The sequence below is a fragment of the Aliivibrio wodanis genome (assembly GCF_052920805.1).
On sequence record NZ_JBREXA010000001.1, the window covers coordinates 1287254 to 1305304 of the forward strand.

Consider the following 18051-nt stretch of genomic DNA (forward strand, 5'->3'; position numbering starts at 1 on the left):
TTTGATAATTGAGTAAAATATAAAATCATTGTTCAGGTTTTCTGAATAATGATGATTGGCAATATATAAGATTGAAATAACCGAGAAGGTGGCAATGGATAAGTTTTCTGATATGACAATGTTTGTAAGTGTCATCAAGCATCAAGGGTTGGCGGCGGCTGGGCGAGAGTTGGGTCTTTCTCCTGCAACGATGACAGCAAGATTACAGGGCTTAGAAGAGCGCTATGGTGTAAAGCTACTGAATCGAAGCACAAGGCATATATCCCTTACCGATTCTGGTTACCTGTATCATAAGGCGTGTCTCGAGATCCTTGATAATGTAAAAGAGACAGAGAATCTGATATTAAATGGGGTGAAAGAAGTAAAAGGGTCACTTAAAATCAGTGCGCCAAAAGACATTGGTAAGCAATATATCCTTCCTATTTTGTCTGAGTTTTGTGAAAAATACCCTGAGGTGGTGCCGTATTTATATTTGAATGATGATGTTTCAAATATTGCAGAATCAGGCATAGATATTGTGGTTCGATATGGAGAACTCGCTGATAGTAGTTTGATATCTCGACGGTTATCGTCAAGCCATCGAGTATTATGTGCATCACCTAAATATCTAGCAAAGTATGGTACGCCGTTAACGCCACAAGATTTAGTCAATCATAATTGCCTTGCTATGGTGCGCAGTAACGAAGAGCTTAAAACGTGGCATTTTCAAGATACAGATAAGAAGAATGTAATAACGGTATTACCTAAACGATTTTCAGATGATGGTGAAGTCGTTCGATATTGGGCATTAGAAGGCGCGGGCATTGCTTTGAAGTCAATATTAGATGTGCAGGATGATATTAATAACTTACGTCTTGTGACGGTGCTTAATGGTTATATGGCGAATTTCAATACATCGACGTCGGTATCCAGTGCCGATCTAAATGTGGTGTATATCAGTAAGAAATATCAACCAAAGCGAATTCGATTATTTTTAGATTTTTTGTTTGAGAAATTTGATGCGATGAAAGCAGGTGAGTAAATATCGAGGAATTAAGAGAGCAACACTGAGCCATTGAGATTGACTCAGTGTTTTGGTGTGAGTATTACATCATTACCAAACTTGCCGTTCCTAAGAAAGCAAAGAAACCGACCACATCCGTGACAGTGGTTAAAATAACAGAGCCAGCAAGCGCAGGATCTAACTTAAACTTATCTAACGTGATAGGAATAAGAACCCCAAACAGAGCCGCCGTAATAATGTTTACAATAATGGCGAGTGAAATTGTGGCACCTAACGCGAACGACTGGAACCAAGCACCAGCAAGACCGCCTATGATTAATGACCATAGCAACCCGTTGATAGAACCAATACCTAATTCATTTTTTAATAGTGCAAAACGGTTACCAGGGGTGATTTGATTGAGTGCCATTGCACGAACCATCAAGGTTAATGTTTGACTGCCAGCGATACCGCCCATAGAGGCAACAATTGGCATTAATACCGCAAGAGCTACCACTTGAGTTATTACATCCTCAAATAAGCCAATGGTTACAGAAGCCAAAATAGCGGTTAGTAAGTTAATACCAAGCCACACGCCACGTTTTTTTGAACTCTTAAGGATTGGAGAAAAAAGGTCGTCCCCTTCATCCATACCAGTACCCGCCATTAAGCGAGTTTCGTAAATTTCCCGTTGAGTATTAATCGCAAACTGCCAATCAAGTTGGCCAACTAAAACGTTATCGTCGTCAATAATAGCTACACTTGGTACCGCTGAGTGTTCAATGGCTTCAATACTTTCATTTAATGGTTGATGAACATTTAAAACTAAACAATCTTCCAATTTTAACGTATTAATTTTAACTGAGTCATCAGCAGTTAAAATATCAGTGTACTGAACAATACCGTGAAACTTATGCGCTCGGTTAATTAGGTGCATGTATTGATGAGATTCAAATAGATTGGTTTTTAAAAGCTTTTTCGCTCGGCCTACACTGACGTTAAAAGGTAAAGTTGCAATTTTTCTGTCAGCCCAGTGGCCTACTTCATCATCTTCATACTGCTTTGCATCATCATATAAGTCTAATTCATCGCGGCTGATAAGTTGCAAGGCAAGACTAAATAGTTCATCAGGTAGGGATTCTGCCCATTCAATTAACGATAAGTTATCTAGTTTTGCTAAGGTGAAATTTAATTCAGCTTCTGATAATTCTTCTAGGATTGCTACACGTGCGTCGGCGCGCATTTCTGTTAATACTTCAATGTGCATCTCTAGTGGCAAGTGACGCCATAATTGCACACGATCATCAACTGGAAAAGCTTCTAAAATACGAGCAACAGAGCCTATGTCTAGACCATCTTCTACAAACTCACCGAGTAAATTGATCTGTTCTTGTTGGTCGGCATTGAATAGTGTTTCAATTTGAAATGATAAATCTTGATGTTCGTTCAATGTCGTACTCCATGGGGAAGCAGGGGTCAAAAGTAATACGTGATTATAGTAATTAGATTTATTTTATTAAACCCTTTAATGATCTTATTTATCATAATGATAGATAAAGTTAAGGACTCCTTAGAGCCCTTAGTTTCATTTTTGTTAAATCAGGTTAATTATACCAATCGCTGTAAATAACTGATCATCCTAGCTGGTTAAAATACTCGATAACAGCGTTGAAATTTCTGAGTACTTACTTACTGTGATTGGTATTACACACTTTTTGTTACTTGGTTAGGGTTCACGTCAGTAATTTGTTTAATAAGATCGGCCTTATCACTTTTCTCTTGCCATACTAAATATAAGGCTTGTTCCATAATAGGTGCGCCTTCAACGACATATAATTCTTTATTATCAACGCATTGATTAATTACTGGGGCTGGTAAATATCCGGCACTTGGGTGTGCAATTAAATAATCTAACGCCATTCTTGATGAGTGAGTATGAAGAATAGGTGTTTTTTGTAATTCATTTATTTTGCTGTGCTGAATCGCAAAGCGCGCTCCCCAATCTAAGTAAACTAATGGTAGAGATTGAATGCTGTTAATTGTACTATCTGTCTGATTAGTAACTAATTGTAACTGATAATCTCGTATTTTATGAACACGTATCCCATCAATTTTAGGGGGTTCACTAGTAATAAATAGATCGACACTTTTATCGAGCAAGGATTTTGCTAGATCTTGTCGAGGAATAGACTCTAATCGCAGAGCTAGCCCTTGAACGGTGTCATAAATCCCATTAATCCAATCAGAAATACCATCAAATTCCCAAATGAGCGCGCTCGCACCAATGGTGATTTGAGAGTTGTAATCTTCAGTAAGAGCTACGTCTTGCTTGGCGCGTCCCCATGTTTGCAAAATGGCTTCAGCATAAGGCAGAAGTCGCTCGCCAGCAGCAGTTAATTGAACATTATGACGCTGACGAGTGAATAGTGGGTTGCCTAACTGTGATTCCAATTGGCGAACACGGAAACTCACAGCTGACTGTGTGAGAAATAGATGCTCTGCAGCACGTCCGAAATGGCGAGTTTTTGTCACTTCTAAGAAGGTTTTAAGCAGATCAGTATCCAAGTGTTTCATCTCTTTGATGGTGGTATTAACAACAATAAAATATTTTGATTGAAAGCGCGAATATTTTTTGTTTTACAAGCTACTCACTCTGAATTACATATACGTTTTCTGTGGTTATAAAGAAACATCAATGAGAATAACAACTAAGTTTTATGATGATAAAAACTTCAAAAGAGGTTTTAGCCGTAGTGGTTTCACAATCCGTGAATCAACGATTTTGGAAACGTATGGCCGCACTATGCAGTCTTTACTAAGTGGTGCATTTACACCAGAGTCAGATGCAGAAATACGATTTGTTGAGCAAGTACAGCATCAACCAACGGAAATTTCAGAATTTGCACAATGTTGGTTAAAGTATCAAAACAAGATTAATTTTAAGCCTAAATACTTTACTTTGTGCGGTACTCAACGAACTTCTGACAATAGTGAAGATAACTATTCATCAGATGATGATTGATTACTTAGATAAATAAAATATAAAAAGCCTGTTATTTACTTTCTCTAAAGTAAGACCAGGCTTTTTATTTATTTTAAATAAGGTGATAGTTCTTGCGCCATAAATTCTGCAATCCATGGCTGTGCTTCTGGTTTAGGGTGCAAGCCATCTTTCATCATCCATTCTGGTTTAATAATTACTTGCTCTAAGAAAAATGGAAGCAAAGGAATATCGTATTTCTCACTTAATGCAGGGTAAATCGAACCAAACGCTTGGCTATAACGCTTACCATAATTCGGTGGAACTTGAATTTGCATTAACAAAGGTTGCGCGTCAGCTGATTTAATTTGAGCAAAAAGCAGCTCCAAGTTTGCTTTTACTTTTTGTGGTGGGAATCCACGTAAGCCATCATTTGCTCCTAGTTCGATTAATACATAATTTGGTTGATGCAGGTTAAGTAAGTTTTGTAACCGGTCTAACCCATTTCCTGTCGTATCTCCAGAAATACTGCCATTGACGACCGTCATAGGTTTATTTATTTTAGCTAGTTGATCTGGTAATAGTGATGGCCAACTTTGCTCGATTGGCATGCTATAACCTGCACTTAAGCTGTCTCCGAGGATCAACAAGGTTTGGCTATAAGCACTTTTAAATGGAAGAAATAAGCTAGAAAAGACAATTAAAAAAAAAGTAAAAATCTTGCGCATAATATTCTCAAATAGTAAATATAATGAAGCATACAATGGAAAAAATACATTCATATTGCAATGTTTATTTTGATTTTAGTAATGAAAGTCTGTCAGTTGTTCGTATTAGACATCATTAATAAATTAACATAGACTTCATGGCATTAAGTAGCCGCTTGTTTATCAATAAGGACATTGAAAACCTCGTGCATGATAATACTAACAATAATACGACCTCAGTTATTATAAAAATCACGTTGATATTATTTCAAACTCTTATATTTACACTGATTTATACCAGTAATAATTGGTATGCAGAAAATCAAATGATTACTCGAAGTGTCATTACTGGGTTCGATTTAGCGCTTCCTTTTATTGAATGGATGATCATTCCTTATTTAAGTTCTGTTATTTATTTCTTACTTGCCTTTTTTTATATTGATGAACCTAAAAAATATCAACAATTAAATCAAAATATGTTATTTGCTGCCTTAATCTCTGGCTGGTGTTTTTATTTATATCCATTATATTTTGGTTCGATTGAATTAGTGAGCAGTTATCCTTGGAAGCTCGGTTTTGATGGGGTTTATTTTTTTGATAAGCCTTATAATCAAGCACCTTCCCTGCATATTGTCTACGGTATTTTATTATGGTTCTCACTACTTGGGCGATTTAATCGTGCAGTAAATTGGGTTATTACGATGGGTATTACACTAATGTTGGTATCAACGCTATTTACTTATCAGCATCGAATCATTGATGTGCTTAGTGGGCTTATTGTTTCTGTTGGAGTGCTAGGCTTCACTCGATATTGTCTTTTGAGTTATCTGTCACAAATCTATTTATCGTTAACATCGACCTGTTGGTTATTGAGCATGATATTGACGAGCTTTAATCCTATGTTAAGTCTATTGCTTGGTTATTTATCAATAGGGTTTGGGCTGCTATTTATTGCTTATTTTATGAATAAACCTTATGCACTCGGTAAGCGTTGTGATGGTAAGGTGGGAATGACTCATCTTATTTGCCTATTTCCTTATCGATTTGTGTATTGGTTTATGTGGAATGTTCGTTCTTTGGTTGATAAACAGCCAGTGGTTTCTGTCTTGCCATGGTTAAGTGTTGGTCGACGATTATCAATGATGGATAAACCAAGAAATTTTACACATGTTATTGATTTAAGTTCAGAATTATCGCTAATGTCGACTCTTCATTACGATGATGCATATCAAGGAGAGAATCAATATAGATGTTTACCTTTATTGGATTTACAGCCAATCACAATGGCTGATGCCGTGCTTTTTTGTGAATCTTTAGAAGTAATAAAAAACAGCAATGAAGCCTTTTCTGTTTATGTGCATTGTACGATGGGGATCAGTCGCAGCTATGCCATGATAGCAAGCTATCTTGTGTGGTCTGGTGAGTGTGAACCGTGTAAGGTTAAGGCGTATTTATCTACGTTAAATCCTCATGCTATGTTAAGAGAACGTTATTTAGAACAAGAATTATTACAGAAGTTGAGCGAATATAGCGTGGAGAGAGGCAAATAATGAGCTCTAACCTAATTTTTATGTTGATAATATTTACTTGTATCTCTGTCGCGATGGTTGCTGCTTTTATCAAAAAAGAGTTTCTTAGTTCTGAGTTTTATTTACGTGTTAGGTCATGGTGGTGGATGTTATTGGTTCTCACATTTTTTGTGTTACTACCTATCTCATTTATGCCTCTATTTATCTCATTTTTAGCGTTAATGGGAGCAAAAGAAATAGCAACGGTGAGTCGGTTAAACACATTAACGACTTGTATTTTGATGGCGTCAATGACGCTACCAATACTATTAAGCTATTGGTCTTTTTATATCATGCTGATAACCGGTGTTATAGGATTTGTTTGTATTTTAACGTGTTTGTTTATATCCCAAAATGGCTTTATTATGGGGGGGAGCAATAAGATCATCCCAATTTTAAGTATTATAATATTACTTGCTGCTTTTCTTTTCTCTTTTAGGTTATTACTTAATAATAAAGATAGTGAATTAGCGATGAGCTATGTGCTGTATCTTATATTTACGACGCAATTTAATGATGCGATTCAATATTTTGTTGGGAAGAAATTTGGTAAACATCAACTGTGTCCCACAATCAGTCCTAATAAAACGGTAGAAGGGGCAATTGGAGGAGGGCTAATTGTATCATTGTTAGCGACTGTGGTTGCTCTATCTATTACCCCTTTTTCTCTTATTTCAGCTATGGTGATCAGTTTTACTTTAACTGTATTAGGCGTTTCAGGTGATGTTAGTGTCTCTTGGGTTAAGCGCAAGTTTGGTGTTAAAGATATGGGGGATTTACTCCCAGGACATGGCGGAATACTTGATCGTATTGATAGTTTACTTTTAGCTACACCGATATTTTTCTTTATCGTCGAGCTCTTAAGACTTCACTAACAAGGTGTAAAGGTAAGTAATTTAAAAAACTGACAAGTAGCTTCATTCTTAGAGGAAAGACACTGAGAATTTTCTTCTTTTTAATGGCTTTGATTATGCAATTTACCGCTTGATGCTCTTCTAATAAAAAAGGCTTATGAGAAGCGTCTCCTCCATTTAACTCTCTGAGTTTTTGGGTATTAATATAACCGGGTGCGATAGCTGTCACGTTGATATTGTGATTTTCTAAGGTTGCCGCATAGTGCTTTGCTTGTGTGATCATATCGGCTTTTAAGCGACTATAAAGTGTTGGTGAAGAAGAGTGTACTAACCCTGCTATTGAAGCTATGGTCACCAAATGACCGTAGCCTTGAGATATCATCTTTTGTGATGCAAGCTCAAAACAGAGATTAAACCCTGTTGCGTTTACTGCTCTCATTTCGTTTTGCTCATCTTGATTGAGATCTAAGCGCCTTTCATTAAAATATTTTCCGGCACAATAGATTACAATATCCATTGGATTATCTTTTAACGAATCAAAAAATTGAATGAGGTCATTCTGCTGGCTCACATCTACATTCATCATGGATAATGAGGGTGTTTTTAACTCTGCAGGTACTTTGGTAATATCTCGCCCACAAATAACCACTTGATGATCAGAGTTTACATAATGTTTTGCTAGCGCAAGGCCAATACCACTTGTTCCACCAATAATGATGACATTCATGTGTGTTCCTTATTTGTGGTGTTGTTTAAATGCAATTAATGCTCGTTGATAACCATAATCCCATTGAGCTTGCATCATGGTACAAAATTGGTCATAACTTGGTGTATCAATCACTATTTGATTAGATAACAAGTCAATTTTTTTGTTAATTTGATGGGCTTTTAGTTCTTTTGGAGAATCCGAAGTGTTGATCCAAATATCTTGTGGTCTGTGTGGGATAGCTTGTTGAACATCATTGGGATTATAACCCAGAAGATACAAAAAAGCGGGGACGGCACTGAAATTTGAGAAGGGTTGTTTTGCTTCTAAGGAGAGTGTTGTTGAACAATGTTGAGCTAGATGAAAAGGGACTAGATCCAACATTCCTCCCATGTAGTTCTCTCCTGCAACTGAGTATGGTGGTAGGTAATAAATATCAGACACAGAGATACGAATTGCATCCTGAAAAGAGACGGAATCTTCTTTTTTAAACGTGTTTTTTATAAGTGAAGAGTGGGGAGAGTAAGGGGCATTTATTAGTGCTGATATTCCTTTTCTATTACTAAAAATTACTTCTTCAAACAGAGGCGAAGCGTGCCTTTTTGTTCCTACTTGATTATTATTAAAGCAGAGTTTTGATCCAATAATCGCAATGGTACAGTTGTTTGAAGCGTAGTTAGGAGTGAAAGGAAACAGAGGTGTGTCATTATCATTTATATTAAAAAGGGCATCATGGTGAAGATCAGGAAAAATATCAGTTGCTCTACGATGGAGGTACCGCTTACCAATATCTAAAAATACATTGATAAGAGAGTGTCTTTTATTATATTGAATTCGTTGAGACATTTGATGGATTTCATGACTAAGCAAGGCTTCTTTTTGCTCTTTAATTGACTCAAATGACCCAACAATTCCAGCGGCGATAGCTCCACCGCAAGTTGCAAAAATGGCGTCCGGTTTTTTGTTCGAGGCAATGGCTGCTGCATACATCCCAAGATAATAACCAAATCGTGAGCCGCCACCAGACATCAACATTGAATGCTTAAAAGGCTTATTTGTATTGTGGTATTCATGTACGTGGTTATTCTTGGGATTTACGATCATAACTAGAGACTCTTTTGAGCAATAGAAACCGTAAATATGCCGCAGGGATCAATGTTCATATCTACTTTTTTTAGTCCAGCTTCTGTGACTAAAGCATCCATTTCCGCTTGAGAGCGACAGCGCATTACCCATGGTTTCCCTCTATGATTATTAAGTGTTCTTGCTATGAACTCTTGTTGTGGGTGCCAAGGTTGATTGGTATACAATAAATATCCTCCGGGAGCTAGCTGTTCAACCATGCCTTTCAAGGCAGTTTTAATTAAGGTGTTATCAGGGAAAAGTTCAAATAACCCCGAGACAATGGCAAGATCATAGTTTGATTCATTAAGGTAACTCTCTTTAGAAAAAGCGTCGGCTTGAACAGCATTCGCTCGTGATGCTAAATTCATGCTTTCGATACGTGAAGCCATTATTTGAATGTTTGATGAGTCAAAATCTCTCATTTCAACCGAAGTCAGAGGGTTTGAATCCATAAGGTCAAACAGGTAACGCCCATTACCACTGGCAATATCAAGTACATGAAATGGTTGTGTAGTATCAAGGTATTTTTCGAGCAGTTTAGCGATGATTTCTTTTCTACAACGGATGCCTTGCCAGCCTGGACTGTCGAGGTAAATTCGATCCACTATTTTACCTATAAAGGTAGTCCCTTCTGCTTTATTGGTATAGACGTTATCGAGTGATTGACCTGAATCAAACCCATGCTGTAAACCAATATTGATCCCTTGGCTTAAACGGCCAATAGAGTTCAGCACGGCTTTAGTGATTGGGTAGATTGGATTTATGCTTGGCAGTAAAAGCGAATCCATTTTATCTTTGCTTGTACCATAGTGATTGGCGTTGTCGTAATTAACCTTAATGATAGGTTGCACAAAGCATTCATCAAGAAAGGTTTGGCATCTGTTGAAGACGTCTGTTGTTTTATCTTCATGGAAAATAGCGTGGTAAAGATCAGGGTAATAAGCCCATTCTTTTTTTGTTGAAGAGAGGCGATTATAAAATTTACGCTGTGCTGAGCGACTGACGACCCAATCTTGGCCTGCACACAGAACTAAGGTTGGCGTATGGATAGCTTCTGCATCATCAATGATCCGTTGTCCTGTTTGGTAGGTATCAATTAAAAGATCTGTTGAGATAGAGTTTGAAATAAGTGAGTCTTGATTATAAATCGCCTGTTGAGATCTATCATGAGTCAGAACTTTTGATTTTACGTAACTGGTGACTTTAGGTAACAGTGAGAGTTGCCTTGCTACTTTTAACAGTGGAATAGCAAAAGGGACATATAGACGAATATTAAACGCAGGAGTTGCAAGGATCATCCCTCGAATATTTGGCGCATAATCATGAACCCAACTTGCCGCAATAACAGCGCCCATGCTACTGGCAATAATAAACATATCTTCAGTTGAACGTTGGGTTTCTTTACTAATTTTTTCTACAAAAAGTTGAAGGTCTTTAGCAAAGACAGAGAAACTTTTTGCGTCATCTCGTGGCCCTTCGGATAATCCATTACCGCGTGCATCCCAAGCATAAACTGTGTAATTATGGTTCACAAAGAAATCAGCCATCGCTTCCATTCTTCCTGAATGTTCATGCCCTCGGTGTAACAACAAGATGATGCCTTTCGTATCTGGTTGTTGGTTCCAAGAGCGGTAGATTATCTTTGTCTCATCCCAAGACGAAAAGCTGTGGTGTTCTAATGTCATAATTTACCTAAATAATGATGTGTAAACGTTTATATATGGTGATAATTAACGCGAGATTGGCGATAAGCATTATCCAAAGACCGCTTGATGTGAAATCTACCTCAAACGCAATTAATAAGCCTAGCAACCCAAATAAGAAAGCCCGATCACTTTTCCCAAGAGGACCTTGATTAGCTCGGTTTTTTGTTATTTGAACAGAGAGAATTGCAATCACTTCGCTTAACCACGCAAGCAGAACTAAGCCAAATAATGCATAGGCGTTAAATCCTGTTATCGCGATAAAACTTAAATAGATAGCAGCATCAGAAATCAAGTCGCACACTTCATTTAACACTAACCCAAGTGAAGAGGCCATGTTGTGTTCTCGTGCAAGCATACCGTCAACGGCATTTAAAGCCATGCGTATAAAAAGAACAATAGGTAAAATCCCCCACCATACACTTGCCCCAATAGTAAAGAGGGTTATAGAGCTCACAAGCGTAAAAATAAGTGTAAATAGTGTGACTTGATTTGCGGTAACTCCAGAATGAGCAAGTCGATTAACACAAGGGCGTAAGAGAGATTGAAACTTAGGTTTAAGCTGATAAATGCTCATAGGGATGAGAAACCTTACTGAGAAGAAGATTGTGATGTTTGTTATTACTACGATTGATACAGCTTAGCTTATTCCAGAGGTATCATTATGTCTATTTTTGAGCAACACTAAATGATTATATTACGAGCAGTATCCCTTCCGTAAAACTTAAATGCAGTTAACAAGTAATCCTAAATGCAATGAGGTTCGTATTAAACATACTTTAGATACCTTGTAACCTTTAGTTAAAGAAGTGTAAATGAAATTGCTGTTCCACGGGCACTTGCGTATACAATACGAGTAATAGCATAAGAATAATCTCAAAAGGAAAGAGTCATGACCGTTGCCATAAAAGTGAGCTCAGTAGGAAAATCAGTACTTTCTAATGAAGCAGAATTAACTATTTTAAAAGATATCTCTTTTGAGGTTCAGTCAGGCCAAAGTGTAGCGATTGTAGGTACGTCTGGTGCGGGTAAATCAACGTTAATGACGTTATTGGCAGGGTTAGATATTCCCACATCTGGTGATATTAAATTATTAGGACAAAGCCTTTCTCAATTAGATGATGAAGCTCGCGCTCAAATTCGCAGTGAATCGATTGGTTTTGTGTTTCAAAGCTTCTTGCTTATCCCTTCTTTAACTGCACTTGAAAATGTTACCTTGCCCGCGATTTTACGTGGTGAAGGTGAAGATATTGCAAAAGCAAAACAGTTATTAGAGTCTGTTGGACTATCCGGCCGTGAAACCCATTTGCCTTCTCAACTGTCTGGTGGTGAGCAGCAACGTGTGGCATTGGCTCGTGCGTTTATGACTCAGCCGCGTATTTTATTTGCGGATGAACCAACAGGAAACCTCGATCAATCTACCGCAGAGCACATCATTGAACTTTTGTTTGAGATGAACCAAAAACACGGTACAACCTTAGTGCTTATCACTCATGATCCTAAGCTTGCACAGCGATGTGAGCGCACACTTACTATTAATGCTGGGCAGATTAATGAAGAGGTGAAGGGCGGATGAGTAAACAAGCATTGAGGCCAAATATCTCAGGAGACAATAAATCTTCTGGGAATAGAATGATATTGCGTTGGAGTTGGCGAGAGATATGGCAAGGTCAGCTGTGGCCTGTAATGGCAGCATTAACCTTGATAGTTGCCTGTGTGGTTGCTTTGTCTGCCTTGGCGATTCGAGTTGAAAAGGTAATGACAGATCAAGGTCGCTCAATGATGGCAGCCGATCTCGTGTTTCGCTCTGCTAATCCAACCCCCGAATTTATTCTGCAACGAGCGCATGACCAAAATTTAGTTTTATCTTCTCAAGTGCGTTTTCAAACTATGGCATTCAGCGACACTGGTATGCAATTAGTGAGTGTGAAATCGGTTGAAAGTAATTACCCACTTCGCGGTGAGCTCTTATTTAATGGGGCAGATAACCAAATCCATAATCAAGTTAAATCAGGAGAAGTATGGATCGCCGAGCGCCTCTTATCGTTATTAGAGCTGAGTATTGGTGATGTCATTGCTATTGGTGATGCTGAACTGCCAATCAGTGGTGTAATTGAATCGGAGCCAGAGTTAGCGTTTAACCCATTTAGAACCATGCCAAGTGTGTTTATTCATCAGTCTGATTTAGATAAAACTGGTGCGATTCAACTGGGCAGTCGTGTGCAATATCGAACCCTATTTAAAGGTGAAGATAGTGCAATATCGTTACTGCAAAGTGATTATGAATTGCAAGCAGGAGAACGTTGGATAAGCGAAGAAACTCAAGGTCGAACCGCCGATTTAATGCAAAAAGCCAAGCAGTATTTATCGCTGACTATCTTGATGGTGATACTAATGGCATCGGTCACCTTGGTGTTAACGTGTCAGCATTACGCGACCAGTCGTGCCAATACCGTTGCGATGTTAAAAAGTATGGGCGCGAGTAAACAATGGTTGAAACGTTGGTTATTAAGCCAAGTGGGTTTGATGTTCTTTACTGGCGTAGTTGCGGGCTCTCTTATTGGTCTAGGTTTAGAATTATTACTACGTATTCCATTAGCGGGGATCCTACCTGAGAATTTACCAAGTTATGGTTGGCAGCCGTTTGCGTTTGGTTCTGTCGTTGCGTTGTTTATTGGTTTACCTGCGTTGGGTATTCCATTATTGCGCTTATTAGACACTCCTGCGATAGCGGTACTTCAATCTCAAATGACCGCACCTTCTAAAAAAGGCTTGTGGTTAATTGCGGTACCAGTAGTCGCTTTCTTATTTATGTACGGCAATAACAGCCTAGTCTGGATGGTATCGGTTGGCTTAGTGGTACTGTTTGTTTTACTTGCAGGTATTAGTTATGGCTTAGTGCATCTGTTTGGACGCTTTAAATGGGGGGCAGCGATGACTCTAGCGCTTAGTCGTATTAAACGTTCTCCAAAAAACAGCATGATGCAATTAGCCGCCTTGTCGGGGTCATTGATGCTAGTTGCGGTGATTTGGTTAGTAAGAACCGATCTGTTGGGGGATTGGCAACAAACGCTTCCACCAGATGCCCCAAATGTATTTGCGATGAACATTGCCCCTTATGAACAACAAGAGTATTTACAAAAATTAGATAATGAGAAATTAGATCGATCGGAAGGCTATCCGATTGTTCGTGGTCGCTTAACTGACATTAATGGGGAAAGCACCAAAGATAAAATGAAAGGAGAAGGGCAAGGTTCTGAAGCATTACGACGTGAGATAAACTTTACATGGCGAGATGCGTTACCCGTTCATAATGAAGTGACAGCAGGCGAATGGAGGAGTTCTAATGGGGTTTCTGTAGAGCAAGACGTTGCTAATGACTTGGGTATTGAAATTGGTGATACATTGAGTTTTTCAGTCAACAGCCAGTCTTTTTCTGCTGTAGTTAATTCGATTCGAATTGTTGATTGGCAAAGCATGAAACCGAACTTCTATTTTATTTTCACACCGGATGTGATTGCTGAACTACCTGCCACTTGGTTAGTGAGTTTTAAAATAGATGACAACGAAAATACCTTATTGAATCAATTGGCTCGTGATTACCCAACCGTGAGTTTATTGGATTTTAGAACCATGGGTGGAAAAATTCAAGCCATGCTCGCTCAAATTACGTGGTCGTTAAGTGTATTAGCAGGCTTAGGTGTAGTGAGTGGTGTGCTGTTGATATTCACTTTGCTTCGTTTGAGTTTGTATCAGCGTCAACGTGAAATTACCCTTTATCGAACGCTTGGTGCAAGCCGTCAGCGTATTAGCCAGACGTTATGGAGTGAATACGGGGTAATGGCATTAGCCGCAGGCTTTGTTGCTGTGATGGGCGCAGAAGCCATCGTATTTAGCTTAGTGAAATGGGGCTTTAAACTTGAGCCAACATTGCACATAGGTATGTGGATTGTGTTGCCATTACTTGCCATGATGATTGTATTTATGAGTTTGGTGAGTGTGATTAAGCAACTATTGAAGCCACTGAAGTAATCCATATTTTCTTAATTTCTTAAAGAGTCATATAAATGCTCACTGTGTTATGAATTGAACCGCATTAACCCTGTGAGCATATGTAATGAGCTTCAAACCATTCTGTAGTGGCAGGTTTACCATAGAGGAAACCCTGACCATAATCACACTCTTCAAATTTAATGAAATCATCTTGAGATTGAGTCTCTACTCCCTCCGCTATTACATGAAGATCTAGTTTTTTCCCTATTGCTATGATGGCTTTAGTGAGCTCTCGATCTTGTTTGTTTTTTTCGATATTCATAATAAAGCAACGATCAATTTTGATAGTATCAAAAGAGTATTTCTGCAAATAGCTTAAAGAAGAATACCCAGTCCCAAAATCATCTAATGAGATACGAACTCCTAACTTCTGTAGTTGTTTAATCGTTTTTTGAGCCATGTGCTCATTTTGTAATAAGATCCCCTCTGTTATCTCAAGTTCTAACGAGGAAGCGGGTAAGTTGTATAAATTTAATAGATCAGAAATATGTTCGGCAAAGCCTGAATATTTAAATTGCATTGGTGAGATATTAATAGCGATGCGAAAATTCCCCTGTTGCATTATATGCCACTTTACAGCTTGAGCCATCGCCGTATGTAACACAAAATTACCGATCTCATGAATTTGACCATTATGCTCAGCTAAGCTAATAAATTGATCTGGAGGAACGTTACCTAATATCGGATTATTCCATCGTAATAAGGCTTCAGCGCCAATTACTTTATTCGTTTTTAAGCAGAAAAATGGTTGATAATTAAGGCTTAACTCTTGATTCTTTAAAGCATCAACTAAATTAGATTCAAGATGATAGCGCTGTTCAATGTTAAGTTGAGCCTGCTTAGTAAAAAATGTATATGGGGAGCCATCAGCCTTACTAATCCCCATTGCTGCTCCCGCTTTTTGAATCAATTCGGCGGCATCACAGGTATCGAGAGGTGCTTGAGCGACCCCTATGCAGCAAGGTATCGTAATAGAAAACTCAGCGATATTAAATGGTGTGTTACTGCAGGAGATTATCTTATTAATTAACGATATATTATTTACTGATTCACTGTTTGATAGAGCAATAACGAATTCAGCACCAGATACCCTAGCAAATAAGGCACTGTTAGTTAAGCAGCGTTTAATACGTTGGGTAAATAATTGCAACACTTTGTCGCCCATTACATAACCATAGCTATTATTGATGGATTTAAAATTCCTCAATGCGAAATAGATAACAGTGGTATGCTCGGATATCTGAGTGTTTAATTGCTGAGATAGTGCGTTGATAATGTTCAATCGATTAGGTAAACCAGTCAGTGCGTCGTAACTTTTATGATAATCAAGTGAGTGCTCAATCGCTTGGCGGCTTTCTATTTCTCTCATTATCTTACCACTGAGTTTTACTAGCTCAGTAGTGCGTTTTTGAACTTTATTCTCAAGGATTTGATTCAGATATTGTAACTCAGATTGTTGATATAAACTGGCTAGGTTCGCATTAATTGCATTTTGGAAACGCTCGAGTAAGTGACGAAAAGGTTGGCTATATTCTCGTTCTTTACTATCTAGCATACATAAAGTACCAAAAACACTTTGATCTGGCCAAGTTAATGGTAAACCACAATAAGCAATCATCCCTAATTCAATATCGGGGTTCTGATCCCACTCTTTATCTTTTAAGGCGTTAGGAACATGCAATTCACACTGATTTTTAATTACAGTCTCACAATATAAACCCTTGCCTAAACTTTCACTATCGTGCTGTTTATATGGATTACCTTCACTGTTACTCGAAGTGAAGACCGATATGTTTTTTTCGCTAACACGCATAATAAGCACTGCTGGGCTGTCGATTATTTCAGCTAGTAGATCAAGGGTTTGCTGCCAACCATTAAAAATGTCATCAGATACGATTATTTGAGCTGTATTAATCGTTAAATGATCAAATAAATGTTCATATTGCAGCTTTTTCAGCTCATCTTTGTATGGCATTTGTGTGAATCCCTACGATACTCTACTTATGATCCAATAATTGTAGTTCTTATTTTGAAAATAATCTGTGATACAACAGAAATTAAACAATCTTGTAGCATTGGTGGTCTGGTGAGATTTTTAGGTATAAAAAAGCCAACCCTTTAATTTTAAAGGATTGGCTTTTTATTTAGTGACTGAAAATTCTAAAAAATGATATTAAAGCTGAATGATTTTAGTGATGAAGTTATACTTTTCTGAGTCCGCTTTAGTTACCCAGTGCTCACCGCTTGCAGGAGCTGAATCTAAAGTGAATAGGTAAAAATCGATGCCTTTGCTGCCCATTACTGTATCAAAATATGTAGCTTGTTTACGGTGGCTTTCATCAGTATATGGGAATTCTTTAGCGGTCTTATCACCTTCAGCCCAACTATGAACACCAACTTGCTTATCAGCTTCAATTGCTGCGTTTGCTGTAGCACGCTCTAAGATTCGTTCGTTTCCAGCAGCAAATAAATCAGTACCGCCAGAGAAAACAGACCCTGTTGGAGTTACGATAGTTGTCATCTGATTCTTATTGATCATTAACCCTGTATACATATTGATATCATCGTCGGCACTGCCACGAATAGGGTTATCAAATCGCACTGTCATGTTACTGCCTTTGTACTGTTCAGTAATATCCTTAAGTTGTAAAAATGTAGTTACACCAAGGGTTGATGGTGTTTTTTCATCACAACTTGGCTGACATATAAGGTCACGGAAGAAACCTTCAAAAGCAAAAGAAGTAGTGATATTAATTTGGTTTTGGTTATCTACAGCCGTTAAAATGGTTGAACCAATACTAGTGATATATTCTGCGTCTTCGTGATTATATTCAACTTGAATTGGTAAGCTTGCATGAGTCGTCGTAGTTTGAATTAACGTTGTATCGTTAGAGATTGAACGTTTATCAGCGCCGCATTGAAAGCTGTCTACACGGTTGCTTGCTTCATGATAAATGATGCACTCTTCTACTTCATCTGCGCCTAATAAATAAAGGTCAATGTTGTTTCCATTATCATCAGCAAGCTGTATTAAGGTATTTTCGTCACCTAAGGATTCAGCAAACTTAACGTTAGAATACTGCTTTTCCATCGTAAGATAACATCATTGAATTAAGGATGCCTTGTCGCTCTTCGAGTAACTCATCACGAGCAGCATCAGTAAATTGGTAATTAGCAGCAGGCTTTAAAAGTGGTTTGGTTGTAGAAGAATTATTGCTTGATCCTGAGTTACAACCAGCTAATAAGATAAGAGGGGCTGCTAATAAAAAAGTGCGGTAATTATTCATTTGTGACTTCCAGTTGAGATGATGTAATGTAGTCTATTTGAATAAAATGTAATTTACTGTCGTTGTAATGTATGACTTTGTCATTA

General features: G+C 38.0%; 14 protein-coding genes and 1 pseudogene. 6 read left to right on the top strand and 9 right to left on the bottom strand.

Going from position 1 to position 18051, the window contains the following annotated elements; translation table 11 throughout:
- Positions 1–94 precede the first annotated feature (94 nt).
- The gene (locus ACU5DF_RS05860; RefSeq protein ID WP_446712153.1) at positions 95–1021 is read left to right on the top strand and encodes a LysR family transcriptional regulator; all 927 of its coding nucleotides are present in this window, start codon (positions 95–97) and stop codon (positions 1019–1021) included.
- A 64-nt stretch (positions 1022–1085) separates the two neighbouring features.
- Here the strand turns inward: ACU5DF_RS05860 and ACU5DF_RS05865 are convergent, their stop codons facing one another.
- On the bottom strand, positions 1086–2432 hold the full coding sequence (locus ACU5DF_RS05865) for a magnesium transporter (RefSeq protein WP_446712154.1): 1347 nt from the start codon (positions 2430–2432) through the stop codon (positions 1086–1088).
- 254 nt (positions 2433–2686) lie between these two features.
- The gene (hdfR, locus tag ACU5DF_RS05870) at positions 2687–3547 is read right to left on the bottom strand and encodes an HTH-type transcriptional regulator HdfR (protein WP_446712155.1); all 861 of its coding nucleotides are present in this window, start codon (positions 3545–3547) and stop codon (positions 2687–2689) included.
- Positions 3548–3677: 130 nt separating this feature from the next.
- Between hdfR and ACU5DF_RS05875 the strand changes: the two genes are divergently transcribed.
- A complete protein-coding gene (locus tag ACU5DF_RS05875) occupies positions 3678–4004 on the top strand; it encodes a MaoP family protein (RefSeq protein WP_045104405.1) in 327 nt (108 codons plus the stop codon).
- A 68-nt stretch (positions 4005–4072) separates the two neighbouring features.
- Here ACU5DF_RS05875 and tesA read toward each other — a convergent pair whose 3' ends face one another.
- A complete protein-coding gene (tesA, locus tag ACU5DF_RS05880) occupies positions 4073–4690 on the bottom strand; it encodes a multifunctional acyl-CoA thioesterase I/protease I/lysophospholipase L1 (protein WP_446712156.1) in 618 nt (205 codons plus the stop codon).
- Between the two features lie 305 nt (positions 4691–4995).
- Here tesA and ACU5DF_RS05885 point away from each other — a divergent pair, with 305 nt between their 5' ends.
- Both ACU5DF_RS05885 and ACU5DF_RS05890 read left to right on the top strand, forming a co-directional pair.
- On the top strand, positions 4996–6219 hold the full coding sequence (locus tag ACU5DF_RS05885; RefSeq protein ID WP_446712157.1) for a phosphatase PAP2 family protein: 1224 nt from the start codon (positions 4996–4998) through the stop codon (positions 6217–6219).
- Complete coding sequence (locus tag ACU5DF_RS05890) at positions 6219–7112, top strand: phosphatidate cytidylyltransferase (protein WP_446712158.1); 894 nt, start codon at positions 6219–6221, stop codon at positions 7110–7112. Before ACU5DF_RS05885 ends, ACU5DF_RS05890 begins: the two co-directional genes overlap by 1 nt.
- Here the strand turns inward: ACU5DF_RS05890 and ACU5DF_RS05895 are convergent.
- From ACU5DF_RS05895 to ACU5DF_RS05910, 4 genes are read right to left on the bottom strand one after another with little or no spacing between them, the layout of a single operon-like run.
- Entirely contained in the window at positions 7084–7818 is a 735-nt protein-coding gene (locus tag ACU5DF_RS05895; RefSeq protein WP_446712159.1) for an SDR family NAD(P)-dependent oxidoreductase, read from the bottom strand. The genes ACU5DF_RS05890 and ACU5DF_RS05895 overlap by 29 nt on opposite strands.
- A 9-nt stretch (positions 7819–7827) precedes the next feature.
- A complete protein-coding gene (locus tag ACU5DF_RS05900) occupies positions 7828–8901 on the bottom strand; it encodes a patatin-like phospholipase family protein (RefSeq protein ID WP_446712160.1) in 1074 nt (357 codons plus the stop codon).
- 2 nt (positions 8902–8903) lie between these two features.
- Positions 8904–10607: a bifunctional alpha/beta hydrolase/class I SAM-dependent methyltransferase gene (locus tag ACU5DF_RS05905; RefSeq protein ID WP_446712161.1), complete on the bottom strand. Its 1704-nt coding sequence runs from the start codon at positions 10605–10607 to the stop codon at positions 8904–8906.
- Between the two features lie 7 nt (positions 10608–10614).
- Complete coding sequence (locus tag ACU5DF_RS05910; RefSeq protein ID WP_446712162.1) at positions 10615–11202, bottom strand: CDP-alcohol phosphatidyltransferase family protein; 588 nt, start codon at positions 11200–11202, stop codon at positions 10615–10617.
- Positions 11203–11517: 315 nt separating this feature from the next.
- On the opposite strand from ACU5DF_RS05910, the gene ACU5DF_RS05915 reads away from it, so the two are divergent.
- Both ACU5DF_RS05915 and ACU5DF_RS05920 read left to right on the top strand, forming a co-directional pair.
- Positions 11518–12201: an ABC transporter ATP-binding protein gene (locus tag ACU5DF_RS05915; RefSeq protein ID WP_446712163.1), complete on the top strand. Its 684-nt coding sequence runs from the start codon at positions 11518–11520 to the stop codon at positions 12199–12201.
- Positions 12198–14657, top strand: coding sequence for an ABC transporter permease (locus ACU5DF_RS05920; protein WP_446712164.1), 2460 nt, complete (start codon positions 12198–12200; stop codon positions 14655–14657). The genes ACU5DF_RS05915 and ACU5DF_RS05920 overlap by 4 nt, the downstream gene beginning before the upstream one ends.
- A gap of 64 nt (positions 14658–14721) precedes the next feature.
- Here ACU5DF_RS05920 and ACU5DF_RS05925 read toward each other — a convergent pair whose 3' ends face one another.
- Positions 14722–16653 (bottom strand): sensor domain-containing phosphodiesterase, encoded by a 1932-nt coding sequence (locus ACU5DF_RS05925; RefSeq protein WP_446712165.1) that lies wholly within the window; start codon positions 16651–16653, stop codon positions 14722–14724.
- 198 nt (positions 16654–16851) lie between these two features.
- Positions 16852–17965 (bottom strand): annotated as a pseudogene (locus ACU5DF_RS05930) (alpha/beta hydrolase).
- Positions 17966–18051: the final 86 nt, after the last annotated feature.